At 70.4% G+C, this 25,901-nt stretch carries 27 protein-coding genes and 2 tRNA genes; 3 read left to right on the plus strand and 26 right to left on the minus strand.

Annotated elements, in window-relative coordinates; genetic code table 11:
• Positions 1–13 precede the first annotated feature (13 nt).
• Complete coding sequence (locus INE98_RS01945; protein WP_293536104.1) at positions 14–301, minus strand: YggT family protein; 288 nt, start codon at positions 299–301, stop codon at positions 14–16.
• A gap of 96 nt (positions 302–397) precedes the next feature.
• Here INE98_RS01945 and INE98_RS01950 point away from each other — a divergent pair.
• Positions 398–473: transfer RNA gene (locus INE98_RS01950), tRNA-Ala, on the plus strand.
• 16 nt (positions 474–489) lie between these two features.
• Here the strand turns inward: INE98_RS01950 and INE98_RS01955 are convergent.
• The 13 genes from INE98_RS01955 to INE98_RS02015 all read right to left on the minus strand — a co-directional run bounded on the left by INE98_RS01955 (position 490) and on the right by INE98_RS02015 (position 14,464).
• A complete protein-coding gene (locus tag INE98_RS01955) occupies positions 490–918 on the minus strand; it encodes a CBS domain-containing protein (RefSeq protein WP_293536105.1) in 429 nt (142 codons plus the stop codon).
• 188 nt (positions 919–1,106) lie between these two features.
• Positions 1,107–1,637, minus strand: a complete 531-nt coding sequence (locus tag INE98_RS01960) for a uracil-DNA glycosylase (RefSeq protein WP_293536107.1) — start codon at positions 1,635–1,637, stop codon at positions 1,107–1,109.
• 108 nt (positions 1,638–1,745) lie between these two features.
• Complete coding sequence (locus INE98_RS01965; protein WP_293536108.1) at positions 1,746–2,504, minus strand: hypothetical protein; 759 nt, start codon at positions 2,502–2,504, stop codon at positions 1,746–1,748.
• Entirely contained in the window at positions 2,501–3,232 is a 732-nt protein-coding gene (locus INE98_RS01970; RefSeq protein ID WP_293536110.1) for a sugar phosphate isomerase/epimerase, read from the minus strand. The genes INE98_RS01965 and INE98_RS01970 overlap by 4 nt, the downstream gene beginning before the upstream one ends.
• Positions 3,232–4,890: a GMC family oxidoreductase gene (locus INE98_RS01975; protein ID WP_293536111.1), complete on the minus strand. Its 1,659-nt coding sequence runs from the start codon at positions 4,888–4,890 to the stop codon at positions 3,232–3,234. Before INE98_RS01975 ends, INE98_RS01970 begins: the two co-directional genes overlap by 1 nt.
• Entirely contained in the window at positions 4,883–5,668 is a 786-nt protein-coding gene (locus INE98_RS01980) for a TIM barrel protein (protein ID WP_293536113.1), read from the minus strand. Before INE98_RS01980 ends, INE98_RS01975 begins: the two co-directional genes overlap by 8 nt.
• Positions 5,665–6,825, minus strand: a complete 1,161-nt coding sequence (locus INE98_RS01985) for a Gfo/Idh/MocA family oxidoreductase (protein WP_293536115.1) — start codon at positions 6,823–6,825, stop codon at positions 5,665–5,667. Before INE98_RS01985 ends, INE98_RS01980 begins: the two co-directional genes overlap by 4 nt.
• Complete coding sequence (locus INE98_RS01990) at positions 6,815–7,864, minus strand: sugar phosphate isomerase/epimerase (RefSeq protein WP_293536117.1); 1,050 nt, start codon at positions 7,862–7,864, stop codon at positions 6,815–6,817. The genes INE98_RS01985 and INE98_RS01990 overlap by 11 nt, the downstream gene beginning before the upstream one ends.
• Positions 7,865–7,933: 69 nt before the next feature.
• Complete coding sequence (gene kynB / locus INE98_RS01995) at positions 7,934–8,584, minus strand: arylformamidase (RefSeq protein ID WP_293536119.1); 651 nt, start codon at positions 8,582–8,584, stop codon at positions 7,934–7,936.
• Positions 8,581–9,849 (minus strand): aminotransferase class V-fold PLP-dependent enzyme, encoded by a 1,269-nt coding sequence (locus INE98_RS02000; protein ID WP_293536121.1) that lies wholly within the window; start codon positions 9,847–9,849, stop codon positions 8,581–8,583. Before INE98_RS02000 ends, kynB begins: the two co-directional genes overlap by 4 nt.
• Complete coding sequence (locus INE98_RS02005) at positions 9,849–11,396, minus strand: phosphoesterase (protein ID WP_367120157.1); 1,548 nt, start codon at positions 11,394–11,396, stop codon at positions 9,849–9,851. The genes INE98_RS02000 and INE98_RS02005 overlap by 1 nt, the downstream gene beginning before the upstream one ends.
• Positions 11,393–14,173, minus strand: a complete 2,781-nt coding sequence (polA, locus tag INE98_RS02010) for a DNA polymerase I (RefSeq protein ID WP_293536123.1) — start codon at positions 14,171–14,173, stop codon at positions 11,393–11,395. The genes INE98_RS02005 and polA overlap by 4 nt, the downstream gene beginning before the upstream one ends.
• Positions 14,174–14,224: 51 nt before the next feature.
• A complete protein-coding gene (locus tag INE98_RS02015; RefSeq protein ID WP_293536125.1) occupies positions 14,225–14,464 on the minus strand; it encodes a zinc-finger domain-containing protein in 240 nt (79 codons plus the stop codon).
• 102 nt (positions 14,465–14,566) lie between these two features.
• Here INE98_RS02015 and INE98_RS02020 point away from each other — a divergent pair, with 102 nt between their 5' ends.
• Both INE98_RS02020 and INE98_RS02025 read left to right on the plus strand, forming a co-directional pair.
• Complete coding sequence (locus INE98_RS02020; RefSeq protein ID WP_293536127.1) at positions 14,567–15,517, plus strand: ABC transporter ATP-binding protein; 951 nt, start codon at positions 14,567–14,569, stop codon at positions 15,515–15,517.
• A 19-nt stretch (positions 15,518–15,536) separates the two neighbouring features.
• Entirely contained in the window at positions 15,537–16,007 is a 471-nt protein-coding gene (locus INE98_RS02025; RefSeq protein ID WP_293536129.1) for a PliI family lysozyme inhibitor of I-type lysozyme, read from the plus strand.
• Here INE98_RS02025 and INE98_RS02030 read toward each other — a convergent pair.
• The 12 genes from INE98_RS02030 to INE98_RS02085 all read right to left on the minus strand — a co-directional run bounded on the left by INE98_RS02030 (position 15,994) and on the right by INE98_RS02085 (position 25,896).
• Complete coding sequence (locus INE98_RS02030) at positions 15,994–16,791, minus strand: enoyl-CoA hydratase/isomerase family protein (protein ID WP_293536131.1); 798 nt, start codon at positions 16,789–16,791, stop codon at positions 15,994–15,996. The genes INE98_RS02025 and INE98_RS02030 overlap by 14 nt on opposite strands.
• 32 nt (positions 16,792–16,823) lie before the next feature.
• On the minus strand, positions 16,824–17,897 hold the full coding sequence (locus tag INE98_RS02035) for a phosphotransferase (RefSeq protein WP_293536132.1): 1,074 nt from the start codon (positions 17,895–17,897) through the stop codon (positions 16,824–16,826).
• Positions 17,894–18,253: a nuclear transport factor 2 family protein gene (locus INE98_RS02040; RefSeq protein WP_293536134.1), complete on the minus strand. Its 360-nt coding sequence runs from the start codon at positions 18,251–18,253 to the stop codon at positions 17,894–17,896. Before INE98_RS02040 ends, INE98_RS02035 begins: the two co-directional genes overlap by 4 nt.
• Entirely contained in the window at positions 18,250–19,509 is a 1,260-nt protein-coding gene (locus INE98_RS02045) for an FAD-dependent monooxygenase (protein ID WP_293536136.1), read from the minus strand. Before INE98_RS02045 ends, INE98_RS02040 begins: the two co-directional genes overlap by 4 nt.
• A 99-nt stretch (positions 19,510–19,608) precedes the next feature.
• Positions 19,609–20,103: a type II 3-dehydroquinate dehydratase gene (locus tag INE98_RS02050; protein WP_293536137.1), complete on the minus strand. Its 495-nt coding sequence runs from the start codon at positions 20,101–20,103 to the stop codon at positions 19,609–19,611.
• A 215-nt stretch (positions 20,104–20,318) separates the two neighbouring features.
• Positions 20,319–20,975, minus strand: a complete 657-nt coding sequence (locus tag INE98_RS02055) for an outer membrane beta-barrel protein (protein WP_293536138.1) — start codon at positions 20,973–20,975, stop codon at positions 20,319–20,321.
• A 120-nt stretch (positions 20,976–21,095) separates the two neighbouring features.
• Positions 21,096–21,959, minus strand: coding sequence for a LytTR family DNA-binding domain-containing protein (locus INE98_RS02060; protein WP_293536140.1), 864 nt, complete (start codon positions 21,957–21,959; stop codon positions 21,096–21,098).
• 202 nt (positions 21,960–22,161) lie between these two features.
• Entirely contained in the window at positions 22,162–22,671 is a 510-nt protein-coding gene (locus INE98_RS02065) for a GNAT family N-acetyltransferase (protein WP_293536142.1), read from the minus strand.
• A 32-nt stretch (positions 22,672–22,703) separates the two neighbouring features.
• A tRNA-Thr gene (locus INE98_RS02070) sits at positions 22,704–22,779 on the minus strand.
• A gap of 38 nt (positions 22,780–22,817) precedes the next feature.
• Entirely contained in the window at positions 22,818–24,332 is a 1,515-nt protein-coding gene (locus INE98_RS02075) for a heme biosynthesis HemY N-terminal domain-containing protein (RefSeq protein ID WP_293536144.1), read from the minus strand.
• Complete coding sequence (locus INE98_RS02080) at positions 24,329–25,174, minus strand: hypothetical protein (protein ID WP_293536146.1); 846 nt, start codon at positions 25,172–25,174, stop codon at positions 24,329–24,331. The genes INE98_RS02075 and INE98_RS02080 overlap by 4 nt, the downstream gene beginning before the upstream one ends.
• Positions 25,171–25,896: a uroporphyrinogen-III synthase gene (locus INE98_RS02085; protein WP_293536147.1), complete on the minus strand. Its 726-nt coding sequence runs from the start codon at positions 25,894–25,896 to the stop codon at positions 25,171–25,173. Before INE98_RS02085 ends, INE98_RS02080 begins: the two co-directional genes overlap by 4 nt.
• Between the last annotated feature and the right edge of the window lie 5 nt (positions 25,897–25,901).

A 25,901-nucleotide genomic window follows, 5' to 3' on the forward strand; every position in this document is an offset into this window, starting at 1 on the left:
CAGGCGTCCGGGGTCAGAGGGCGCCGAACAGGGAGGGGAGAAGATAGCGCTGGACGCCCTGCAGGATGAGCAGGGCGAAGATCGGCGTGATGTCCAGGCCGGCGATGGGCGGGATGAAGCGCTGCAGGGGGGCGAGCACCGGGTTGGTGACCGTCTCCAGCACCTGCTGGATCCGGCCCACGACGGGGTTGCGCAGGTTGATCACGTTGAAGGCGGTCAGCCAGGACATGATCGCCCCGATGATGATCGCCCAGATCATGATCTCGAGCAGGTTGTGCAGGATGAAGTGTATGAAGCCCATGCCCGCCACATAAGCCGCCCGCCGCGCCCGGGCAAGCCGACGCGAAGGGCCGTCTTGACAGCCCGCCCCCAAAACCGCTTATTCCGCGCCTTCCTTGGGGCCGTAGCTCAGTTGGTAGAGCGCATCGTTCGCAATGATGAGGTCAGGGGTTCGACTCCCCTCGGCTCCACCAGGAAGTCCCCTTCCGGTCAGCTCCCGGCGATATAGGCCTTCAGGCCGTCCGCCTCGGCTTCGACCTCGGAAATCTTCCACTTCACCAGGTCGCCGATGGAGACGATCCCGACCAGCCGCCCGGCCTGGACGACCGGCAGGTGGCGGATGCGCCGGTCGGTCATGCGCGAGAGCAGGGAATCGACGGTTTCGCCGGGGTCAGCGAACACCACGTCCTCCGTCATGTAGGCGGAAACGGGGCGCGACGTGACCTTTTCGTCGCCGCCGGCCACAGCCCGGACGATGTCGCGCTCCGAGACAATGCCCACCACGGCCTCGCCCTTCGTCACCACAAGGGCGCCGACGCGTCTGGAGTGCAGGAGCTCGGCGACCCGGCCGACCGTATCTGAAGGCGTGACGGTGAACACCGCATCGCCCTTGGCCCGAAGAATCTGTGAGACCAGCATGGTGACCCCCGTTCCCGTCCGTGATGGCGGAACCTTCGGCGGGTTCCGGGGGCGATGCAAATCAATCAATCGTCAAACCGGGAACCCCGGCGGCGAGCTTGCCGGAGCGGGCCTCGACTCCGCCCGAGCCTCTGCGCGCCGAGACCTGAGCCTGGCCCCCGAACGGGCAGCCCGTCCACAATGACGGCCTAGAGGTTGGCCAAGGCTCTGTAAGCCGCGCGCCAGTCCTCCGGGATCCGTCGCCAACTTGTCTCCTGGGAAGCTCTCACGAGTGGCGAGGGATGGACCGAACTCGAGAGGCTGAAGGCCTCCGCAGCCAAGAGCGGGTAAGCCCGCTCGGCCCGCTTCCCCACCAGCACCACGGCCCTCAGCCGCGGCAGGAGGCGCACCAGCCGAAGAGTCTCCAGCGCACCCTCCCTCACCTCGCGCGCCGTGACCTTGCGCGTTCCGTTCCAGCCCGCGATCATGTTCCAGAACACGGTCTCCCGGCGGGGAATACCGGCCTTGCGCATGAAGTCGAATATGGCCTCGGCGGTGGGGTCGTCGTTGTCGCGGCTGATGAAACCCGAGCCCGCACCACCGGTGCGCGACGCCGAGGTCATGGGTCCCGGTTTCTCCAGCAGGAACAGCATTCGCGCCTCGACGCCGCCGTCCAGCGGATCGAAATCCGGGAACTCGTCAGGCGAGCTGGCCCGCAGTTGCTCGACATAAGCGGTCAATGGACGGACATGCGGCTCCTCCAGGAGCGCGCGCCGCGCCACCCGAGCCGCTGGATCGTGAAGGCTGCGAGCAATGTTTATATTCATAATCTCGTGAATTAGCGTGTTTTAGTCATGTTCAATACGAATTTTGAAAATCTTTAGTATGTTAATCAACTGACTTGACGTTTCTATACAATAATCTACATAATCGCTGTTATGTGAATGCATGGATGGGTGTATGATATGTTCTAATGTCACTGACAAGTGATCACGGAATATCTTCAATGCTCCATATGTTTCATCAAGATATATCTTATTATCTAGTTCGAGATCAATTATTGTCAGACAAACTTTGATTTGGTCTAAATGATTTTGATTTAGAGATGGGCCAGGTGAATTAACTATATTGTTCGGAGAATCTTCGACAAGTAGACGCATTCTCAGCATTACCAAGACTCGCTTCTCTCTACGATACAATTCATCCTTTTTGGCTTTTTCTCTGTCAAAATGTTGACCTAAAAAGTTCGCATAAATCATTGTTGCGACCGCGAGTATGCTTCCAGCCGCTTGAACCCAAGCAGCTGACGTGACAGATAACGAACTGCTGTAAGAAGTAGCAATTTGTATGTAAATTAAAACAATACAAAAAGAAACAACAAGGGCCATAGATAAATTTGGCAATAATAGCTTTTTGTTTATATTACTTTTCTTTGATAGCTTTTCATTATCTAAATCATAGATGTAAATATGATCCGTCTTGCTTATCGTGATGAATAATAAGGAAACTATCGTAACTATCAATCCCACAACAAGCAGGGGCTGCGATAGCCAGTGCGCCCAAGAAGGTATGTGCACGCCAATAATGCGCTGCACCTCAACGCTCACCACAGCCCCCGCAGGTACCTCAAACTCGCCTCCACGCTCGGCCAGTAGGGGGCCGGCGGAAAGTCGTGCTCGACGAAGCGGTGTTCCACGCCGACGTCCACGCCGGCGGCCAGGAGGGCGGGGAAGTCGAGGGTTCCGGCGCCCACGTCGGCCATGCCGCCGTCGGCCTTGTAGTCCTTCAGGTGCAGGAGGCGCACGCGGCCGGCCAGGCGGCGGATCATGGCCAGGGCGTCCTGCCCGCCCCGGGTCAGCCAGTAGACGTCCAGCTCGAAACTGACGAGGTCCGGGTCGGTCCCGTCGACCAGGCGGTCGAAGGGAAGGGTCCCGTCGGCCTCCGGGGCGAACTCGAAGTCGTGGTGGTGGTAGGCGACGCGGAAGCCCTCGGCGGTCGCCCGGCGGGCGAAGGCGTTCAGGCCGGCGATCACGGCGTCCCAGTCCCTCTGGTCCGGCATGACGAAGGGCAGGACGATCCAGCGGCAGCCGAGGTGGCGGGCCATGGCCAGGACGGCGTCGGGTCGGTCGCGCATGTCGTCCAGGCCGGCGTGCACCGAGGGGCAGTCCAGGCCGATGGCGGCCAGGTGGGCGCCCAGGTCGGCGAAGTCCATGGACAGGGGGGCGGCGAACTCCACCGCGTCATAGCCGATCTCGCGGATGCGGCTGAGGGTCCCCTTGGGATCGGCGGCGAAGGGCTTGCGCAGGGTGTAGAGCTGCAGGCCGTAGGCGGGCATCAGAGGGCTCCGTCGCGAAGGAGGTCGGCCGCATGGTTCGCCGTGCGGGCGGACAGGGCCATGTAGGTCAGGGAGGGGTTCATCGAGGCGCTGGAGGCCATGACCGCCCCGTCGGAGAGGAAGAGGTTGGGAACCTCGTGCGCCTGGCCCCAGCCATTCACCACCGAGGTCGCCGGGTCGCGGCCCATGCGCGCCGTGCCCATCTCGTGGATGCGGTCGCCGGGCGGGGTGATCTGCTCCGCCGCCGCCTCCCAGGAATTGAGGTCGACGCAACCGGCGGCCTTCAGCATCTCCCAGGCGTCGCGGGCCGCCTCGCGCATCATCACCTGTTCGTTGCGGCCGTGGGCGGCGTCGATGATGGGGACGGGAAACCCCCAGGAATCCGTCCGCGAGGTCGAGAGGGTGACGCGATTGTCGGGGTTGGGCAGGACCTCGCCGAAGGGCAGCAAGGACATGGACCAGGGCATGCCGCCATGCGCCTCGGGCCGGCGCGAGCGCACGGCGCCGCCCTGCATGCCGAAGCCGCGCAGATAGGGCTTGTCCGTCTCCGTGACGTGGGCGTAGCGCGGGATGTAGATCCCCGTCGGGCGCTCGCCGGGATCGGGCTCGTCCCGAAAGCCGGGCCAGCGCCCGACAATGGGCCGGGTGCTGACATGGTCCATCAGGTTGCGTCCGACCTGGTCGCTGCTGTTGGCCAGGCCCCTCGGGAAGGCGTCGGACCGCGAGTTCAGGAGAAGGGTCGCCGTATTGATGCTGGAGGCGTTGAGGAAGACCATCCGCGCCGAGTAGGTTCGCCCCTCCCGGGTGAGGCGATCCACCACCCTCACGCCGGTGACGCGCCCCCGGGCGGGGTCATACTCCACCGAAGTCACAACGGCGTCGGTCACCACGGTCAGCCTGCCGGTCGCCAGGGCGGCGGGGAGGGTGGCCGCCTGGGTGGAGAAGTAGCCGCCCAGACTGCAGCCGTGGGCGCAGCGCAGCTTGCCCTCGCAGCGCTTGCGACCAAGGTCCTGATGCGTCTTGGTGGTCCGGGTCAGGTTGGCCGCCCGGCCGATGATCATGCGCCGGGTGGGAAATGCCGTTTCGATGTTCGCCTTCACCGCCTCTTCGACCACATTCATCGGCCAGGGGGGCAGGAAGTCGCCATCGGGCAACTGGCTCAGATCGTCATAGTCGCCGCTGATGCCGGCGAAGGCCTCCACATGGTCATACCAGGGGGCGAGGTCGTCATACCGGATCGGCCAGTCGACCCCGTGGCCATCCTTCAGGTTGGACTCGAAGTCCTGCGGCGCCCAGCGGTAGGACTGGCGGCCCCAGGTCAGGGAGCGCCCGCCCAGCTGATAGCCCCGGATCCACCGATAGGGCTTGCCCGTCGCGGTCTCGTAGGGGTGATCAAAGTCGCTGGCCCAGAAGGCCTTGTTGGACTCGAACAGGGCGTAGGACACCCCCACATGGTAGGGGTAGTGCTTCTCCCGCTCCTCCAGGGGGATCTGATCCTCCTTGGGCGTGCGGCTGGCCGCCAGGTCGTTGCTGTAGTCCTCCCCGTGACGGACCTCCGGCCCGCGCTCGAGCATCAGGACCTTCAGCCCCCGCTCGCACAGCTCCTTGGCGACCCAGCCGCCGCTGATCCCCGACCCGACGACGATGGCGTCAAACATTGCGGACTCCCTGGGCGGCGCCCGCATCGACGAGGGCTATGGCGGCGGCCAGGGCGGCGACAGGCTCCCCGCGCGGCACGAACTCGTGGCCCACCCACTGGCCGTAGCCCTTGCGGGCGAGCAGGCCGGCGATGGCGGGCCAGTTGATCTCCTGCCGGTTGTCCAGGTCCCGGCGGCCAGGGGCGCCGGCGGTGTGGACGTGGCCGATCAGGTCGAGGTGGTCGACGATGGTCCGGCTCAGGTCGCCCTCCATCAGCTGCATGTGATAGCCGTCGTAGAGGAGGCGCAGGCCCGGGTCGTCCAGCTGACGCACGATCTCGGCCCCGAAGGCGGTGCGGTCGCACTGGTGGCCGGGGTGGTCGACCTTGCTGTTGAGAAGCTCCAGGAGCAGGCGCACGCCCGCCGCCTTCGCATGTTCCACCACAGGCCCCAGCCCCTCCACGCAGGCGGCGATGGCCGGGGCGTCGGCGCCGTCGCCGATCCTCGAGCCGGAGAAGACGATCACGGCCTCGCAGCCTCCCGCTGCGGCGTCATCGATCCGGCGGCGCACCTCGTCGCGCAGGGCCGCGTGCCGGGAGGGGTCGTTGAACCCGGTCTCCAGGGCGTGGCCGCTGAGGGTGACGACGGACAGGCCGAGGTCCTGGGCCACGGGCCACAGGTCGTCGGGCAGCATCTCCACCCCCTTGGCGCCCGCGCCGGCGGCGCCGGCGAGAAGGGCCCTGGGGTCGGTGGCGGGGTCCATGGCGAAGGACCACCAGGCGAAGCTCTGACGGATCATGCGGCCTCCTCGGAAAGGGAAATCCAGGCCCCGTCCGAAGCGGCGCTGCGGACGGCGGCGGTGATGAAGGCGACGCCCTCGACCCCCTCGCGCACCCCGGGCAGGCCGGCGAGGCGGTCGGGGGGCGCCTGTCCCGCCCGATGGGCGAGGATGAGGTCGGCGGCGTCGGTGTAGATCTGGGCGAAGCCCTCGAGATAGCCCTCGGGATGGCCGGCGGGCAGGCGGGTGGCGGCCTCGGCGGCGGCGGACAGGCCCGGTCCGCCCCGGCGCAGGACCTGCGGGGCCTCGCCCAGCCGGGCGAAGCGCAGGTAGTCGGGCTCTTCCTGGGACCAGTCGAGGGCGGCGTCGGCGCCGATCACCCGCAGGCGCAGGCCGTTGGAGGCGCCGATGGCCACCTGGCTGGCCCAGAGCTGGCCGCGGGCGCCGCCGGCCCAGCGCAGGCGGACCTGGACGTCGTCGTCCAGCCGGCGGCCGGCGACGAAGCGGGAGGTCTCGGCGCTGACCGCCGAAGGCGTCTCGCCGGTCACGAAGGCCGCCAGGTGGAAGGCGTGGGTGGCGATGTCCCCCAGGGCGCCGCCAGGGCCGGCCCGGTCCGGATCGCCGCGCCAGTCGGCCTGGCGGTTGCCGGGCAGGTCGCGGGCAAGCCAGTCCTGGGCGTACTCGGCCTGGACCACCCGGATCGGCCCCAGGACGCCCCGCGCCACCAGGTCCCGGGCGTGCCGGACCATGGGATAGCCGCTGTAATTGTGGGTCAGGACGAAGGGCAGGCCGGTCCGGGCGACGAGGTCCGAGAGGGCCCTGGCCTCCTGCATCCCGGTCGTCAGGGGCTTGTCGCAGATGACCGCGATCCCGGCCTCCAGGAAGGCCCGGGCCGGGGCGAAGTGGGCGGCGTTGGGAGTGACGATGGCGACGGCGTCGATCCCGTCCGGCCGGGCGGCCTCGGCCCGGGCCATTTCGGCGAAGTCGCCATAGCTGCGGCCCGGGTCCAGCCCCAGGCCCAGGCCGAAGGCGCGGGACCGCTCCGGATCCGAGGAAAAGGCGCCGGCGACCAGGGTCCAGCGGTCGTCGAGCCGGGCGGCCATGCGGTGGACGGCGCCGATGAAGGCGCCCTCCCCGCCGCCGACCATGCCGAGACGAAGGCGTCGCTCAGCGGTCAAGGCCGAGCATCCGGCGATTGGCGGCGGCGTCCACCCCGGTGGCGACGAAGTCGTCGAAGCTCTTGCCGGTCACGTTGATGATGTGGTCGCGGATGAAGGGCGCGCCCTCGCGGGCCCCGTCCTCGGGCGCCTTGAGGGCGCACTCCCACTCCAGCACCGCCCAGCCCTGGTAGCCGTACTGGGCGAGCTTGGAGAAGATGGCGCGGAAATCGACCTGGCCGTCGCCCAGGGAGCGGAAACGGCCGGCGCGCTCCTTCCAGGGCTGGTAGCCGGAATAGACCCCCTGCCGCCCGGTGGGCCGGAATTCGGCGTCCTTCACGTGGAACATCCGGATCCGCTCGTGGTAGAGGTCGATGTACTCCAGGTAGTCCAGCTGCTGCAGCATGAAGTGGCTGGGGTCATAGAGCAGGCAGGCCCGGGGATGGTGATCCACCCGGTCCCAGAACATCTCCACCGTCGCCCCGTCGAACAGGTCCTCGCTGGGATGCACCTCGTAGCAGAGGTCCACCCCGGCCTCCTCGTAGGCGTCGAGGATGGGACGCCAGCGCCGGGCCAGCTCGTCGAAGGCCTCCTCCACAAGGCCCGCGGGGCGTTGGGGATAGGGATAGAAGTAGGGCCAGGCCAGGGCGCCCGAGAAGGTGACGCTGGCGGGCAGGCCCATCCGTCGCGAGGCCTTGGCGCCCAGGAGGACCTGCTCCACCGCCCAGGCCTGGCGGGCCTTGGGATTGCCGCGCACGGCGGAGGGGACCCCGCCGTCGAACATCTCGTCATAGGCCGGATGCACCGCCACCAGCTGGCCCTGCATGTGGGTGGACAGCTCGGAGACCTCCAGGCCGAGGTCGGCGAGCATGCCCTTGACCTCGTCGCAGTAGGCGTCGCTCTCGGCGGCCAGCTTCAGGTCGAACAGGCGCCGGTCCCAGGTGGGAATCTGAACGCCCTTATAGCCCATGTCCGCCACCCAGCGGCCGATGGCGGGCAGGCTGTTGAAGGGCGCCTCGTCCCCGGCGAACTGGGCAAGGAAAATCGCTGGTCCCTTCATGGTCTCTCCCTGGTCCTGATGAGCCTGGCTCCAGCCTAGCACGGCGGGCGCTCAGGGCGAGAGGCGCCTTCAGAGGTCACGCAGCACGGCGCGCACGGGGGAGGCGTCAGCGCCCGCCAGGGACAGGGGAAGGGCGATGAGCTCAAAGACGCCATCCTCGACGCCATCGAGGACCAGGCCCTCAAGCACCGCCATGCCCAGGCGGCCCAGGGCGAGGTGGCTGGCCAGATGCTTGGCCTCCTGCGGGTCGAGGGAGGGGCCGTCCATCCCGATCAGCCGGACGCCGGCGGCGCCGAGGGCTTCCACCAGCTCCGGAGCGGGAGTGCGGAAGGCCTCCGGCCAGGCGTCATGGGGAAAGGCCTCAAAGGTCCGCAGGAGCACCCGGCGGACGCCAGGGACGAGGCGGGGCAGGACCTCCTCCGGGGCGATGCGCTCCGGTCCGTCCGTCACCGACATGAGCTGGGCGGGGCCGAGGTAGGGAACCAGGTCAACCATCTCCATGGAGCCGCCCGCCGGGTCGAAATGCAGGGGGGCGTCGGCGTGGGCGCCGGAGTGGGTGGACAGGGTCAGGCGCGAGACGTTGACCGGGCAGTCCCCGTCCAGGATCCAGGTCCGCTCCAGGCCGAAGGGGGTGTCGCCCGGCCAGACCGGCAGGCCCGGCCGCAGGGGCTGGGAGATGTCGTACAGCCGGCGGCCGGCCTCGTCCCGGGGGGCGTTCATGTGACCCTCTGCTTCTCGGCGAAGGCGGGATCGCGCCAGGCGCCGGTCTCCATGACCCGGGCGAAACGGTCCGCCGCGGCCCAGACATCCGCCCGGCGCAGGAAGAGGGGCGAAAAGCCCAGGCGCATCAGGTCCGGGGCCCGGAAGTCGCCGATCACGCCGGCGGCGATCAGGGCCTGCACCACCGGGTAGGCCTGGGGGTGGGCGAAGGACAGGTGGCCGCCCCGGGCCTCCCGCCGGGCCGGGGAGACGCGGGTGAAGCCGTGCGCCTCCAGCGCCGGCGCCGCGCGAGCGAGGAAGAGGTCGGAGAGGGTCCGGGACCGCGCGAGAAGGGCGGCGGGTTGAAGGCCTTCGAACACCTCCAGGGCCGCATGCAGGGCGGTCAGGGACAGGATGGGAGGGGTCCCGGCCATGAGACGGGCGGCGCCGGCGGCGGGCGCGTAGTCCGGCGCGAAATCGAAGGGGCGCTCATGCCCCATCCAGCCCGACAGGGGATTGGCGAAGGCCTCGTGGTGGCGGCGGGCGAGGAAGGCGAAGGCCGGCGCCCCGGGTCCGCCGTTCAGGTACTTGTATCCGCAGCCCACCGCCATGTCCGCGCCGGCTGCGGCGAGGCCGACGGGCGCGAGGCCTGCGGTGTGGCTGAGGTCCCAGAGGGTCAGGACGCCCGCCTCGGCGGCCTGGCGGGACAGGCCGGACAGGTCCGCCAGGGCGCCGGTGCGATAGTCCGCGTGACTCAGCACCAGCAGGGCGACGTCGTTCGAGAGCGCTCCGGCGATCTCGTGATGCGGAACGATCCGTATACGGATATCGGGCCTCAGGCGGGACAGACCCTGGAGCATGTAGCCGTCCGTGGGAAAGTCCATCTCGGCCGCCAGGAGGACCTTCCGGTCCGGGCTCAGGGCCAGGGCGCCCGCCGCCAGCTTAAAGAGATTCACCGAGACCGAGTCGGCGCAGGCCACCTCATCGGGATCAGCGCCGATCAAGGGGGCGATGCGGGTCGCGGTGCGGGTCGGCAGGCCAATCCAGTCATCGTCGTTCCAGCCGCGCACCAGGGACCGGCCCCACTCGCCCGCAGTCGCCCTGCGGACCGCCGCCTCGGACGCGCGCGGCAGGGGCCCGAGGGAGTTTCCGTCCAGGTAGACGATCCCGGCGGGCAGGCGGAATCGCCCCGTCAGGGCCGAGAGGGGGTCATCCCGGTCGAGCCTGCGGCAGGCGGCCAGGCTGTCCGGAATAGGCTCCGGGGCGAGTTCCGGGATCGGGGCCATCAGCGGACCTTGATGAACACCGGGTTGGCGTAGAACCAGAGGTCGTCCCAGGGATTCTCGCCCGGGACGTCCATGGCCGGCTCCGCCTCCTCGGTCCCGGTCCCGCGCAGGCGGATGTAACCGGAGGCCTGGACGTTGCGCAGGGTGGTGGTGAGGGTGATGACTTCGCCCTCGCGGACCCAGTCGGCGGCCGTGAAGCGCCGCTCGACCCGCGTCGTGGGGTTCACGTCCGCCGAACGGCTGGGGGCAGGGCCGGTGAGGTCGCCGCGGATGAGGTCGATCCGCTTCACCTCCGGGGACCGGCCGCCAAAGTTCTCTCCGGACGGATCGCGGACCCTCAGGGTGATCCGGACGTCCTGACCCTTCGAGACCGTGACCTCTCCGCCGATGCCCGCAGGCGCGCCGCCGCGGGCCACGGGCCGCACCTCGAGATCGACAGAGGAGACGAGATCACCCGTTGTCACGAAGACGCGGCCATTGCGCAGGCCCTCCAGGATGTCGTCCGGCGTCTTCCGGGCGAGGACATGGGTCTTGGCGTACTCACCGGGCCAGAAGTCGATTCCACCGTCCGTATAGTGGCGGTGGGAGTCGGATGTCGCCGTGATCCACCAGCGCCGGCCCTCCCCCAGCATGGAATCCCAGAAGCCGCCGACCCGGGCGGTCATCTGGTCGTAGCCGCCGTAGGTGGGGTGCTGGCGGTAGGCGCCGCGCGCCTGCGAGAGGCGTGGGGAGCCATCGGGGTTGAGGCCGGCGGCCTGATGCCCGGGCGCCCCTTCCATGCCTACCGCGACCGAGGGCGCTGCGTCGTTCCAGTCGCGAAGCTCGGCCGGCGCGGTCTGTCCATAGGTCCCCATCGCCGGGGCCGACCGCGAGGCGTGGTGGGCGATCACCACCGGCGGACGCGGGAGACCCTTCATGTAGGTCAGGGCCTCGACCATCCGGTCCTCCTGGTCGCGGGCCGGATCCAGGGGCCAAGCCTCGTACTTGTCGAAGCGGCGTTCGAGATCGACGAGATCGTCGCGCTCCGACGGGGACTTGGGGACGATGATGCTGGAATGGTCGGCGCCGGGCGTATTCAGCTCCAGGCCGAAGAAAAGGATCAGGTCCGGCGTCTCTCCCCGCGCCCTCAGGATCTCGGGGTAGGCCAGGTCCCGGCTGATCCGGGAGTGATTCGGTCCGCCGTGGTCCGTCGCCGCCATCCAGGACAGGCCGAACTTCCGGGCCATGCGGGCGTTGGTGGGAATGGTGTTGCTCGAGTCGCCCCCGATCACGGGCTCCGGAGGCGCAGCGGGGTCCGATCCGGGCTTCCAGCCGACGCTGAACTGGGAATGGACATGGTGGTCGCCCGCCAGCCAGGTGCGGCCATCGCCGTGGGATGCGTGGGGCGCACCGGTTTCGTGGGCCAGCGCAGGGGCGACGAGCGCCGATCCGAGGGCGGCCAGGAGAAGTCCGTTCCGGAGCATGGCGAGGTTCCGCAGGGCTGGAGTCAGGCGAGCGCCCGGAGCAGATCCGGTGCGCACGTCAGGCGTATGACGATACCGGATCAATGCGCATCATCCCAGTTGGCGGCGGCGCGGACGTCGACCAGCAGGGGGACGCTGAGCGCGACGGCCGGCAAGGGGGCCGTCGCCATGACCCGGCGGATGACCTCCGGGGCGGTCGAGGCTTCGGCCTCGGGCGCCTCGAAGATCAGTTCGTCATGGACCTGGAGCAGCATGCGGGTCTTCAGCCCGGCGGCGGCCAGTTCACCCGGCATGCGGATCATGGCCCGCCGGATGATGTCGGCGGAGGCGCCCTGGAGGGGGGCGTTGATGGCCGCCCGGTCGCCGAAGGCGCGCTCCGCCTGGCTGCGGGCGTGGACCGCCGGGATGTGGACGCGCCGCCCGAAGAGGGTGGTGACGAAGCCCTGCCGTCGGGCCGTCTCCCGGGCCTGGTCCATGTAGGCGCGGATGCCCGGGAAGCGCTCGAAATAGGTGCGGATATAGTCCGCGGCCTCGTCCCGGGGGATCGACAGCTGGGCGGCCAGGCCAAAGGCGGAGATGCCGTAGACGATGCCGAAGTTGATGGCCTTGGCCCGCCGGCGGGTTTCGGCCGGCATGCCCTCTATGGGAACGCCGAAGACCTCAGAGGCCGTCATGGCGTGGATGTCCAGGCCCCTGGCGAAGGCGTCCTTCAGCTGGGGGATGTCGCCCACATGGGCCAGCAGGCGCAGCTCGATCTGGCTGTAGTCGGCGCTGATCAGGACATGGCCGGGGTCCGCGACGAAGGCCTGACGGATCTTGCGCCCCTCCTCGGTGCGGACCGGGATGTTCTGGAGATTGGGGTCCGTGGAGGACAGCCGGCCCGTGGTGGTGGAGGCCAGGGCGTAGGACGTGTGGACCCGGCCGGTGGCGGGGGCGATGGCCGCCGCCAGGGCGTCGGTATAGGTGCCCTTGAGCTTTGACAGCTGGCGCCAGTCCAGCAGGACCCTCGGCAGGGCGTGGCCTTCGGCGGCCAGCTCCTCGAGGACCGAGGCGTCGGTCCCCTGGGCGCCGGTGGCGGTGGTCCGCCGGGACTCAAGGCCCATCTGGCCATAGAGCACCTCGCCCACCTGCTTGGGGCTGCCGAGGTTGAAGGGGTGGCCCGCCAGCCGGTGGGCCTCGGCCTCGAGCTCGCCCATCCGCACCGAAAAGTCGTTCGAGAGCCGGCGCAGGCGCTCGGGGTCGACCCGCACGCCGGCGTTCTCCATGTCCGCCAGCACCGGCGGCATGGGCCGCTCGAGGGTCTCGTAGACCGTCAGCAGACCCTCCTGCCGCAGCCGTGGCCGCAGGACCTTGTAGAGTCGCAGGGTCACGTCGGCGTCCTCGGCGGCGTAGGCGGTCGCGGGCTCGAGGGCTACGTGCCGGAAGCTTTTCTGGGCCTTGCCGGTTCCCGCCACCTGCTTGAAGGGAATGGGGCTGTGGCCCAGGTGCAGGCGCGACAGCTCGTCCATGCCATGGCCGTGCAGCCCGCCCTCCAGGACGTAGCTGATCAGCATGGTGTCCTCGATGGGCGCTACGCGGATTCCGTAGCGCGACAGGACCCCCAGGTCGTACTTGGCGTTCTGGCCGACCTTGAGGACGGAGGGGTCCTCCAGCAAGGGCCGGAGCCGGTCGAGGGCTTCGGCGAGGGGGATCTGGGTCAGGTCGCCGGGGGCGTCGAGGGCGAGTCCCGGCTCGGCCTCGTGGGCCAGGGGGATGTAGCAGGCTTCGCCGGGGCCGACGGCCAGGGAGACGCCCACCAGACCCGCCGTGGCCGAGCCCAGGGCGTCGGTTTCGGTGTCGAAGGCGATGATCCCCGCCGCTCGCGCCCGGGCGATCCAGACCTCGAGCGTGGGCAGGTCTCGCACGCAGGCGTAGGCGGCGGCGTCCACCGGCTCGGACGCGGCCGTCTGGTCCGCGGCGGTCTGGACCTTTGCCGCGAGGTGCGCCCCGGCCACCCGGCGACCCAGGGTGTTGAGCTCCATCTCCTGCAGGAAGGCGGCCAGGGCGTCCGGGTCAGGATCGGCCACAGCCAGCTCTTCGAGGGCCGAGGGCAGGGGCGCCCGGTCGTCCAGCTGGACCAGCTGGCGGGACAGGCGGATCTGCTCGGCGTGCTCCAGGAGGATCTGCCGGCGCTTCTCCTGGCGGATCTCGCCGGCCCGGGCCAGGAGGGTCTCAAGGTCGCCGTACTCGTTGATCAGCAGGGCCGCGGTCTTGACGCCGATGCCCGGGGCGCCGGGCACGTTGTCGACGGGGTCGCCGCAAAGGGCCTGGACCTCGACCACCTTGTCCGGCGGGACGCCGAACTTCTCGATCACCTGCTCAGGCCCGATCCGGACGTTCTTCATGGTGTCGAGCATGGTCACCCGCGCGCACACCAGCTGCATCAGGTCCTTGTCGGAGGAGATGATGGTGACCTCGCCGCCCGCCTCGCGGACCTGGCGGGCATAGGCGGCGATCAGGTCGTCGGCCTCGAATCCCGGCTGCTCCAGGGCGTGGACGCCGAAGGCGCGGGTGGCCTCGCGCACCAGGGGGAACTGGGGAACAAGGTCCTCGGGCGCCGGCGGGCGGTGGGCCTTGTACTCGGGGTAGATCCTGTTCCGGAAGGTCTTCTCGGAATGGTCGAAGACCACCGCCAGATGGGTCGGCGCGTCCGGCTGGGCCTTCATGTCCACCAGCAGCTTCCACAGCATGTTGCAGAAGCCGGATACGGCGCCGATCGGCAGACCGTCCGACTTGCGGGTGAGGGGCGGAAGGGCGTGGAAGGCCCGGAAGATGAAGCCGGAGCCGTCGACGAGGTAGAGGCGGAGGGGGGCGTCGCTCATGGCCCCCATCCTAGAGGGCGGCGGCGGGCCGGTCGATCCTCGGTTGGCGGGTCAGTGGCCGCCCGAGACCTCGTAGACCCCGGGCGCGCCCTCGCCATGGCCGGCGTCCAGGACGAACCTCCGGTCGCAGTACGGGCAGTCCACCGTCCCGTCGACGCCAAGGTCGAGATAGACGCGCGGGTGGCCCAGGGCGCCGCCGACGCCGTCGCAGGCCACGCGGCGGGCGTGGACGCGCACGATCTCGGGTTCGGGCGCGGCGGACGGGGCGGCGGGGATGGTCTTGCGGGCCATGGAAGGGATCTCCCTCGCCGGGGCGCTTGGCGGCGACCCGGGCAGGCTCTAGGTATGCGAGCCGGCCTTCACCCGTCAATGCGCCGCAGCCCCGGAGACGCCATGAGCCCGCCCGACTACGCCATCGAGGCCCGGAACGTGGTCAAGACCTATGCGGCGACCAAGACCACGCCCGAGATGCAGGCCCTGAAGGGTGTCGATCTCCTCGTGCCGCGCGGCTCTGTCTTCGGCCTCCTGGGTCCGAACGGGGCGGGCAAGTCGACCTTCATCAACATCCTGGCCGGCCTGGTGCGCAAGACCTCCGGCACGGTCAAGATCTGGGGCCGGGATATCGACGAGCGCCCGCGCGACGCCCGGGCCGCCATCGGCGTGGTGCCCCAGGAGATCGCCGCGGACCCCTTCTTCACGCCCCGGGAATCCCTCGAGGTCCAGGCCGGCATGTACGGCGTACCCCCGAAGGAGCGCCGGTCCATGGAGCTGCTCACCGCCCTGGGGCTCGCCGACAAGGCCGAGGCCTATGTGCGCCAGCTCTCCGGCGGCATGAAGCGGCGCCTGATGGTCGCCAAGGCCATGACCCACAATCCGCCCGTCCTGATCCTCGACGAGCCCACCGCCGGCGTGGACGTGGAGCTGCGCCGCCAGCTCTGGCGCTATGTGGTGGAGCTGAACCGGAAGGGCGTGACCATCGTCCTGACCACCCACTACCTGGAGGAAGCCCAGGAGCTCTGCGACCGGATCGCCATCATCAACAAGGGCGAGGTGGTGGCGTGCGAGGCCACAGGCGAACTCCTCGGCCGGATCGACACCCGCGCCGTGGTGGTGACCCCGGAGGTCCCGGTCGAGGCCGCGCCGGCCCTCTCCGGCTTCGAATCCCGACTGCGGCCAGGCGGCGCCTTCGCCGTGACCTACCGGACCGGGGAGTCCAGCGTCGAGCAGGTCCTGGCCGCCGTCCGCGCCGCCGGCCTGTCGGTCCGAGACGTCGCCACAGAGGACCCGAGCCTTGAGGACGTCTTCGTCGCCCTCACCTACGGCGCCGCCGAACGCGCCGGCTGATCCGGAGGAGACAGACGCCGTGCTCAGATTCGCCCTGATCGCCCTCGCCCTGGCCGCCGCCTGCCCCGCAGCGGCGGGAGACCCCAACCGCATCGTGCTGAACGGGTCGGATGCAACCCTGGGCGTCAACGCCGTCGCCGACGAGGGCGAGGGAGAGGCCCGCAGCATCGGCAGCTACGCCCTGCGCCTCTACAAGGCCGGCGACCCGTCCTTCCCCTTCGACGCCTTCGTGGCGGGCGCCGTCCGGCCCCGGGACGGCGCGCTGGAGGCCCTGAAGTTTTCGGACATCGACCGCGACGGGCGGCCCGAGGTGATCGTGGTCGTCCGTTCCGCCGGGTCCGGCGGCTACCTTTCCGTCGACGCCTTCCGCTTCCAGAAGGACGCCCTGGTCCTCGCCGACTCGAAGTCCGGCCTGCCGGCCGGCGCCGACCCCGTCGCCGCCCTGTCCAGCGGGCGCAAGGGCCGCAAGTCGGGGCCTACCGGCCCCTGAAGACCGGCTTGCGCTTCTCGAAGAAGGCCTGGCGGGCCTCCTTGGCGTCGTCGCTGGCGAAGGCGATGCGGATGTTCGAGACCTCGTAACGCAGCTGGACCTCCGGGTCCGGGGTCTCGTAGGACTTGACCATGCCGCGCTTGAGGAGCCGCAGGGTGATGGGCGACCAGTCGCAGAGGGACTGGCAGTAGGCCTGGAAGCGTTCCTGGAAGTCGGCGTCGGCCACGGCCTCCCCGGCCAGGCCCCAGGCGACGGCCTCCTCGCCGGTGACGGTGCGGTTTTCCATCATGAAGCGCATGGCGCGCTCATAGCCCATGGCCTGGGGCAGGGTGATGGTGAGGCCCGCATCCGGCGAGCCGCCGATCCGGGTGTAGCCGGCCATCAGCCGCGCCGAGTGGGCCACCAGGCGCACGTCGCAGGCCATGGCCAGGCCCAGGCCCGCCCCGACCGCGACGCCGTTGATCCCGCCCACCACCGGCTTGTCGCAGGTCTTGCGCAGGGTCAGGACGAACTGGCCCACCCAGCCGATATCGTCCAGCTGGGCGGCCTGGGGCGTCAGGGGCGTATAGGGCCTGGCGCCCGGCGTCAGGTCGAGGCCCGCACAGAAGGCGTCGCCCGTGCCGGTCAGGCCGACCACCCAGACATTGTCGTCGGCGGCGGCCTCGCGCACGGCCTCGATGACGCCCCAGGCCAGCTCCAGGGAGATGGCGTTCTTCTTCTCGGGCCGGTTGAGGGTGATGTAGCGGACGTGGCCTTCGTCGCGGACGGTGACGATATCGCTCAAGGGAAAGCTCCTGGGGTTGGGGGGCGGGGGGATCAGTCCCCAAGGGCGCCGTGCTCGATCATGTGGTCGGCGGCGCTGCCCAGCATCTGGATGAACATGTCGTCGCCCCGGGCGGTGCGGGTGACGACCATGGCGGCGAAGAAGGCGGTCAGGAAAAGAAGATAGGCGCCCTGGCCGTAGTGGCGGCGCAGGTCGGCCATGGAATAGCCGGTAACGCCGTTGGCCGTGAGCGTGTCGAGGTAGAGGGCCAGGAGCTCGTCCTCGTGCGCCCGGCGCACGTCCTCCGGCAGGGCGCCGGCCAGGAAGTAGGCCAGGTCGGTGGGTCCCGCGCCATAGGCGAAGGACTGCCAGTCCAGCACCGTCACCGGATGGCCGCCGGCCGCCGTTCCGAACATCATGTTGTCGGGGCGGAAGTCGTTGTGGGTCAGGCAGCGCGGGCCGTCATGCCTCTGGCCCAGATCGGAGTAGCGCGTGGAGATCCATTCCCCGGCCCCGACCCATTCCGGCTTCAGCCGCTCGGCGTAGCGGTCCTTGAATCCGGCCCAGAGCATGGCCACGGCGTCATCGCTGACGGGGCTGGCCGGCGCGGCCTTCGACCCGGAGACCCAGGGCAGATCGTCGAGGCCATCGTCCCCCCAGTGCGAGGCGTGGAGGCGTCCGGCCTGCACGGTCACCAGGCGCGCCTGGTCGAGGGTGACGCCGCGCAGCTGGTCACCCTGCTCGGCGGGAGCCAGGTCCTCCATCATCAGGACGAAGTTGTGGGTCGCCTCGTCCACGTCGGTGAACCAGCAGCGCGGGGTGTGGACCAGGGCCCTGGGCGCCAGGTGCTGGTAGAAGCGGACCTCGCGCAGATAGTTGCCCAGGGCGACGCCCGTGGCCCGGCTCTCGGGGCCGGCCGAGGGGAACTTGCCCACCAGGGAGTCCGGCGCGCCCTCGCCTCGGCGGGCGTAGTCCAGGGTGAAGCGGACGCTGTCGCCGATCTGGCCGGTGCCGACAGCCTTGGCGGTGAAGCTGCGCACCTCGGCGTCGACCCCGCCTTCGGCGAGGACGGCGGTCAGCCAGGCGGCGTCGATGTCGCCGGGTTCGCGAATGTCTGGGCGGGTCATGGAAGCGGGTGCACGTAGACTTCGTTCAGGGTGATGCGGTCGCCGTCGAGGAGGACGAGGTCGAACCCTCGCATCCGGCCCAGGGCGCCGCCCTCGCCGATGTCGCAGTACCAGCGCCCGCAGAAGCCGCCCGGGATCGGCCAGACCTCGTCCGGCGAGTAGGTCATGGGCGGCGTGGCCGCGAACAGGCCGGTCAGGTAGGCGCGCAGGGCGTCATTGCCCTTCAGGCCCGCCGCAGTCTGGGGGTCATGATAGACACAGTCGGCGGCGTAGAAGCCGCACAGCCGGTCGACATCCTTGTCGGTCCAGGCCTTCAGCCAGTCGGCGTTGTAGGCGGCGATGTCGGCGAGACTCATGCAGCGGCTCCCGGAATGCCGAGGACCCGGTTGCGGTGAGCCTCGGTGAAGAGTTCGGCGGGGACGGTCTCCGGCCCGGCCATGACGGCGAAGGCGTGGGCCTTCAGGCCGGGATCGACCTTGGCCCGGTCGTGCAGGTCCTTGCGGCGGGCGGCCGCCGCGGGACCGAACTCCATGTCCAGCGCGGCCTGGATCCGGGCGGTGAAGCGGAGCCGGCGCATGCGCTCCGTGCGCTCGGCGGCGTAGGCGGAGAAGTCCGGGACCCGGCCCCGGGGGACAGACGTCAGCAAGTCCGAGACGATCCGCACGTCGCGATAGGTGATGGACAGGCCGAGGCCGAGGATGGGGTCATTCCACCCGGCGGCGTCGCCCACCAGGACGGCGCCCATGGCGAAGGGCGGGTCGGTCCAGGCGTCGGCGTTGATGAAGGCGTACACGGGCCCGGCGGGTCGACCCGCGACCAGCTTCGCGTTGCCCGGGCTGCAGGACAGGGCGAAGGCGTCCAGAAACCGCCGGGCGCCGTCCGGGCCCTGGAACCGACGCGCCTGGTCGAGGGGAAAGCCGCCATAGACCCGCACCCGGCCCTGCCCCTGCGGGAAGGCGAGAAAGCCGAAGTCACCCTCCGTGCCGATGGCCTGGGTGTCCTCGGGCCAGCCCTCGACCCCCTCGACCAGCAGGCCGGCGAACCAGTGGTGGGGCGGATCCTGGTGAAGGGGAATCCCCGCCGCCTCGCGGACCGCCGAGGTCCGGCCATCGGCGCCCACCACGAGGGGTGCGCGGGCCATCAGGAGCTCGCCGGCGTCGTCGAAGGTCACGCGCGGATCGCCTCCGGTGCGAACCTCCGTCACTGCCACACCCCGCCGGGCGTCGGCGCCGGCGGCCTTGGCGGCGTCGAACAGGACCTGGCAGTGGACGGGATGGCGCAGGCAGAGCGGGCCGGGCACCCCGGGGGCGAAGATGTCCAGGGGCAGGGGCGAGGCCTCGGCCGCCCTCGGCGACAGGGTCTCGTCGTAGGTGACATGGCGGCCCAGGTGATGGCCGCCCGCCGCCATCAGGGCGTCATAGAGGCCGAGGGTGCGGGTCTCGATCACCCCCCAGGGCGCGATCCACTCGCCTCGGACCCGGTCGACAAAGATCTCGGTCTGCTCCAGCAGCAGGACCCTGCGCCCGGCGCGGGCCATCACCGCCGAGAGGGCCGACCCTCCGATGCCGCCGCCCACCACGATCAGGTCGTAGTCGCCGATCTCCCGGGCCATGGCGTCTGCTCCCGCGCGGCCTGCGCCGCGTCCGCTTCATGACCGTCATATGAAAGCCCGGCGGAGGCGGGCGCAAGGCCTCCCCGACGGCGCCGGGGATCAGACCTCGCCGGCGAGGGCGAGGGCCAGGTAGTCGAGGGCCAGGACATAGCCCTGGATCCCCAGGCCCGCGATCACCCCGGTGACCCCGGCGCTCATGATGGAATGACCTCGCCAGTCGGCCTCGACCGTGCGCTTGTGGATGTTGGAGATGTGCACCTCGACCACCGGGCCTTCGCACATCTTGAGGGCGTCGAGCACGGGCGCCGAGAAGTGGCTGAAGCCGGCGGGATTGATCACCAGGCCGGCGTCCTTCCGGGCCGCCTGGATCCAGTCGATCATCTCGTACTCCCGGTTGGTCTGCCGGAAATCGAGGTCGAAGCCGTGGCGGCCGGCGGCGGCCCGGCACAGGGCCTCGACATCGGCCAGGGTGCGCGAACCGTAGAGGTGCGGCTCTCGCTGGCCCAGCAGGTTCAGGTTCGGACCGTTCAGCACATGGACCCGGCGGCTCATGAGGCTCTCCCGCAGAAGCGGCGCCCGGAACAGGGCGCCCATCCGGGCTTATCCGCTCGCGCGACGGTTGTGAACCTCGCGGGCCGGGATATGAAAAAGGGCCGCAGCCGGTTCTCCCGGCTGCGGCCACCGAAGCCCGCTGGAGGCGTGCTCCGGTCGGAGACGCTCCAGCGGGTGGCCTTCAGGCGCTGCAACGAAGCGGAGGGCTGGGGACTGCAGGGCCGGGCTTCGTTTACGCGCAGCGCGTCAGACCCGGTCTAGAACCGTCGCGAGACACCGACCAGGAGGTCGAACGTCTGATAGTCGGCCTTCAGCGTCCTGCCAGAACCCCGGGGACTGGGATTGTCGATGGCGAAGACGCGGACCTCCCCGAACCCTGACCAGCGGTCGTTGAGCGGGAGCTCGGCCCCGGCGATGCCCTGATAGGCGAAGCGACCGGAGGTGGAGTACTGGCCCACAGCGCCGGGCGGAGGAGTGGCGGGACCGGTGAGGTCGAAGTCCACCTCGCGGGTAAAGCCGACGCCCGCGCCCACATAGGGACGAATGGGGCCGACCTCGCCGAAGCTGTAGAGGCCGTTCACCATGATGGAGGTCGAGGCGTAGTCGCCGCCCCTGGCGAAGCTGGCGGGCAGTCTCCTGGCGTCGCTCGAGCGGTAGGTATACTCGATCTCGGCCTTCCAGGGGCCCTCATAGTCATAGCCGAAGGCGCCGCCGACCAGCAGCCCGCCGTCGAACCGGGCGCTCGCCGAGGACGCGCCGACGCTCACCGTCGTATTGTTGAGGGTCGAGATCCCGCCGTAGGCGCGAGCATAGAACCCCGCCCCGTCACCGCCGTCCTGGGCGAACGCGGCGGCGCCGCCCAAGCCTGTGCACGCCATCGCTAGGGCGAAGATGGTAAGTCCGCGTTTAATCATGTCGTTGTCTCCGTGTCTGCGACGGGCTGGCAGATAGGGTGGCGCGGACGTCGGACAACGTCGACCTGCACGAACGGCGCATACGCCTGCACCAACGGTCCGTCGGCCTCCCGGCGGCGGTCAGTCGACGCCGAGACGGGCGATCACCTCGGCCTGGCGCCGCCGCCCGACGGGCAGCCTCGCGCCGGTGTCCAGAATGCAGAAAACCTGTCCGTCTCGCCGACGGAGCTCGGACACATGGGCGTGAGCCACCCAGTGGGAGCGGTGGATCTGCGAGCCTTCCCATCCGCAGGCCGTGAGCTCCGCGACCGCTTGGCCGAACGGATAGAGGATCAGGGCGTTCCCGGCGCTGGTCTCGACGCGGAGATAGTGGAGTTCGGCGGTCAGAGCGACAAGGTCCCGCCCCAGGGTCGGTGGGGTGCGAGACCAGAAGAGCACCTCGCCCGCCTCTGGAGGCCGCACTGAAGAGGAGGGTGGCGTCGGATCCGCCACCGCCGGTACAGGCCCCGGGGCGCTCCCGCCCCGCACTCCGGAAACCGGGACGCTCAGGTTTCGGGCGGCGTTCAGGCCCAGCCAGGCGAAGACGGCGGGGGGTGCGATGTTAACGAAGTCACCGAAGATCCGGTGGGGCAGGGAAAGGTCTCCCTCATCCAGGACCGCTTCCAGGCCGAAGAGGTCATCGAGAAAGACCCCCAACGGCGCAAAGAGTGCAGTTCCAGCAAGGCCCGCGATCAGGATCTGAGTCCAGAACGGCAGGCGCCGGGTCGCCACGATCCTGGACAGACCGTACTGGACGAGCTGCATCAGGCCGAGGAGGCCCCCGACTTGAAGACACCAGAAGGCCAGCCGCGCCGGAAGCTCGAGGGGCCGGGAGGGCTCCGGTTCCAGGAGGGTGAAGAGGATGACAAGACCCAGCCCGGCGACCATCAGAAAGACGGGCCAGGACAGCGTGACCGGGCGCGCTTGGCTGGCTTCCGGGGTCATGAAGCTCCTGTTCCGCCCCGGAAGACCCCTCTTCCGCAGGCTGATCTCAGCCAGGTCCGGATTCGCTCGGGTCGATCCGACGACGACGGGCGCCTCGTTTCCAAGCGGATGGGCGTCTATCCTGCGCGTAAGACTTTGGCAACAATGAGGACGGCCGACAGCTCCTGGTCCGGGGCGCCATCACGCGCAACAGGCCTTCAGCTCAGGCGTGGAAGGCCGGATGAAAGCCGAAGCGTCCCGCCGGGACCGCGCCGGCCAGGGACAGGACCATGAAGAACTCGGCGGGCTCGGCCTGCGGCGCATGTTCGGGGGCCGGCCGGAAACCGTGCCTCGGATAGTAGCGGGGGTCGCCGGTGAGAACGCAGCCCCGGGCGTCCCGCGCCGCCAGCCAGAGCCTGACCTCGGCGATCAGGGCTCCGCCGACCCCCTGTCTCTGGAGGGCCGGTTCGACGGAGATGGGACCCAGGCCGAACCACCCCTCCGCACCGCTCTCGTGGGTGACCGGGGAGAGGGCGACATGGCCCACGACCCGGCCCTCCTGTTCGGCCACCAGGGAAAGGCTCAGCGCTCCGAGGCGGCGCAGGGCCTCGATCAGCTCCTGTTCGTCGCCGGCGGCGAAAGCCATGGGCGCAAAGGCCCGCCGGGTGAGGTCATGGATCGCGGGGTGATCCCGCTCTTCCTCGGGCCGGATCCGGATCGACAATGCGCCCATGGGAATATCCGGAACCGACTGAGGACGGGAAATGGTGCCGCCTAGGTGACTCGAACACCTGACCTACGCATTACGAATGCGCCGCTCTACCGGCTGAGCTAAGGCGGCCCAAGGGCCTGTCGGGCGCCGGGGCCCGCGGACGGGGCCTACTTAGCGTCTCTCGGCGTCCTCGCCAAGCGGCGACGCGCAGGGGGCGGGGCGACGGGCGGCGGGGCCGTTTCCGGCTCCTCCTCCTCCTCGCCCTGCAGGCCCTCGCCGATGGGGAAGGGCGCCGGCGCCTCCAGAGCCGTGAAATCCTGCTCGGCGTAAGACATGGGCAGGTCCGGCAGGTCGGAGAGGCCGGGCTCCCGGCGCTCGTGCCGCGGATGGATGAGCTCTCCGGTCTCCGCGAAGCTGACCGCGAGGCGCGCCCAGTCGCCCGGCTGGTAGGCGAAGGCCCGGCCCTCGGGGTCCAGGTCGGACCAGTCCGCCTCGCCCGGTGCGGAAATCCCGCGACCACGCCAGACCCGGGCCTCGTCGGGCCGCCCGGCGGCGAAGGCTGTGCGGGCCATGAGGCCTGCGATCCGGGCGGTCAGGGGCTCGGACTCCAGGGCCCGGGCCAGGTCCTGGGCGCGGTCGCCGTCTCCACCCGTCAGCGCCGCCTCGACCATCAGGATGCGGGATTCCCGGGCGCCGGGGTTCAGGGCGGCGAGGGCGGCGAGACGGCCGGCCCGTTCGCGCGGGGTCTCCCGGGTCTTCAGGTCGCGCAGGGCCATCCAGAGGGCCGGGTGGGGGGCCGCCTTCCAGGCGGTCTCGATGACCTGGGCGGCGCGGCCGGCCTTGCCCTGGGCGGCGAGAAGGCGGGCGGCCATGACCACGCCGGGCGCGAAGCCGGGCTGAAGCCGGGCGGCCTCCAGGGCGAAGTCGGCGGCACGCGAGCGGGCCCGGGCGTCGCCGGTCAGGTCCAGCTGGGCGGCGGAGGCGGCGAGCAGGGCCGCGCGGCCGCGCTCGGCCACCTCGGGGCTGACGATCCGGCGCTCCTGGCCGGTCTTGAGAAGATCGCGGGCCGCCTCCCAGTCGCTCGCCTCCAGGCGCGCCTCAAGCAGGACCCGCCAGGCCCAGCGCGCGGTGCGGGCCAGGGCGAAGGCGGCCTCGGCGTGCTGGACGGCCGAAGCGCGGTCGCCCCGGTTCAAGGCCAGGGTGGTCAGGCCCCTGCGAGCCGCGAGGCGGAGGTCGGGAAAGGCCAGCATGGCGGTCCATGCGGCCTCTGCAGCGGCGGAATCCTCCGCCGCCTCGGCCGCGTGGGCGGAGAGGAGCCGCGCCAGGGCCGGCGCCTCGGCGGTGAGGTCGGCGGCCTTGGCGGCCAGCCGCCGGGCCTCGGCGACGTCCCCGGCGGCCACCGCCGTGAAACCGCGGGTCAGCACCTCCAGCTCCTGCCGGCGACGCGTCTCCGCCCGGGCGGCGGCGGCCCGGCGCGGGGCGTCCGCGACCCAGAGGACCAGCCGCCATGCCGCGAAGGCCAGAAGGGAGGCCAGCAGGATGATGAGGAGGAGGGCCGCGGCGGTCATGTCCGCCCGCCAGCCCAGCCAGACGATGCTGGCGCGCCCGGACTCGCCTGCGAGGGACAGGACGATCGCCGCTGCAAGAGAAATGAGGATCAGGATCAGGGCGGAGCGGATCACGGCGCAGGCTCCTCAAGGCGGGCGAGGTCGCGCAGGGCCCGCTCGCCGAGGGCGGCGGCCTGCCGGTCGAGCCGCGCCCGGGTCTGGGCCCGGTCCCACCAGGGCCGGAGCGCATCCTGGACAGCGGGGGGCAGGCCCGCGAGGCTGGCCAGAGCCCCCTCCAGGTCGCCCTCGCCCAGCAGGATCTCAGCCCGCGCCAGCCGGGCTTCGGGGCTGTCTCCGGGCAACCGGCCGACCGGCCGCACGACGATCACCCGGGACAGCCCCGCCCGGAGGCGCTCGCCCAGCGTCGCGGTCTCGGCCGGAAGACGGGCTGCAGCCGCAGCCCGGGCGGCGAAGTCGGGGAACTCCAGGGCGAGGGTCGCCCGGCTGGGGGCGCCTGTGGCCGCCACGGCGGCGAAGCCGGAGAGATCCAGGTCCGCTGGGGCCAGGGCCTCGACCCGGGCCAGCTCCTCCGGAAAGGGCCGCGAGGTCTGGGCGGCGGAAAGCAGGGCGGCCGCGGCCAGCGCCGAGCGGGCGGAGGCGGCTGTGAGCTTCTGACCTGTCTCGAGGTCGTCGATCCTGGCCTCGAGCCGGGCGAGGTCGCCCGCGGGGGGCGCCAGGATCGTCCCGGCCCTCACCGGAGGGTCGACCGCCATGGGCGGCGGAACAGGCGCAAGGCGCGCCGGCGGCGGTTCCGGTTTCTGCGAGGCGGCGAAATCGAGGGGCGGCGGCAGGCCCGGCCCAAACCGGATGAAGGCGGCGATGGCGATGGCGGCCGCCGCAGCGAAGGCCAGGAGGGCCCAGAAAACCCGCCCGGCAAGGGAGGGCGCAGGGGTCGGGGGCGGCGGGGCTTCGGTCATCTGCGGGAAGCTAGCAGATTCATGAGGTCGGTTTCGAGGGGCGAGTCCGGAGCGGCGCGCCCGGCAAGGTCCAGGTCTTCCAGGGGCGCTAGGCAGGCCGCAGACAGACCCAGGACGAGCGGGCGCGCGGATTGTTCCTCCAGGAGGCGGGCGAGACGGCGGCCGGCGCGCGCCGAATGCACCAGGATGAACGGCGCCGAGAGGGCTGCGCGGAGGGCTTCGCCGGGGAGGCGGGTCTCGTTCGTGGCGTAGACGGCGACCCGCCGGGCGGGGCGGCCTGCGGCGACCAGGCGCCCTGCGAGGTCGCCGGCCGGCTCCCGGGCCGAGGCATGGAGCACTTCGCCGGCGGGGGGATCGGCGAGGATCCGCGCCGCAAGGCCCGCCACGTCTCCCTCGCCCTCGCGAATGTCCGGGAAACCCGCCGCCCGCGCCGCGGCGGCTGTGGCGGATCCCACCACATAGACCGGTCCCGTCCGGCGGGGGCTGAGCCGGGCGAAGGCGCGCACGCCATTGGCGGAGGTGAAGGCCAGGGGCCCGTCGCAGGCCAGGGCCGCGGCGTCCACCGGCAGGTCGACCGTCTCGAGAAGGGGCAGGACGAGGGGCCGGAAGCCAAGCGCCGCGACCTGCGCCGCCGTCCCGGAGGCGCCCGGAGCAGCGCGGGTGATCCAGACGGCGGCGGGGGCGGCCGCCCCCGGGGACGGGTTGTGGGTCGGGGCGCTCATGTCGC

The organism is Phenylobacterium sp., from assembly GCF_020253645.1.
GTDB lineage: Bacteria > Pseudomonadota > Alphaproteobacteria > Caulobacterales > Caulobacteraceae > Phenylobacterium.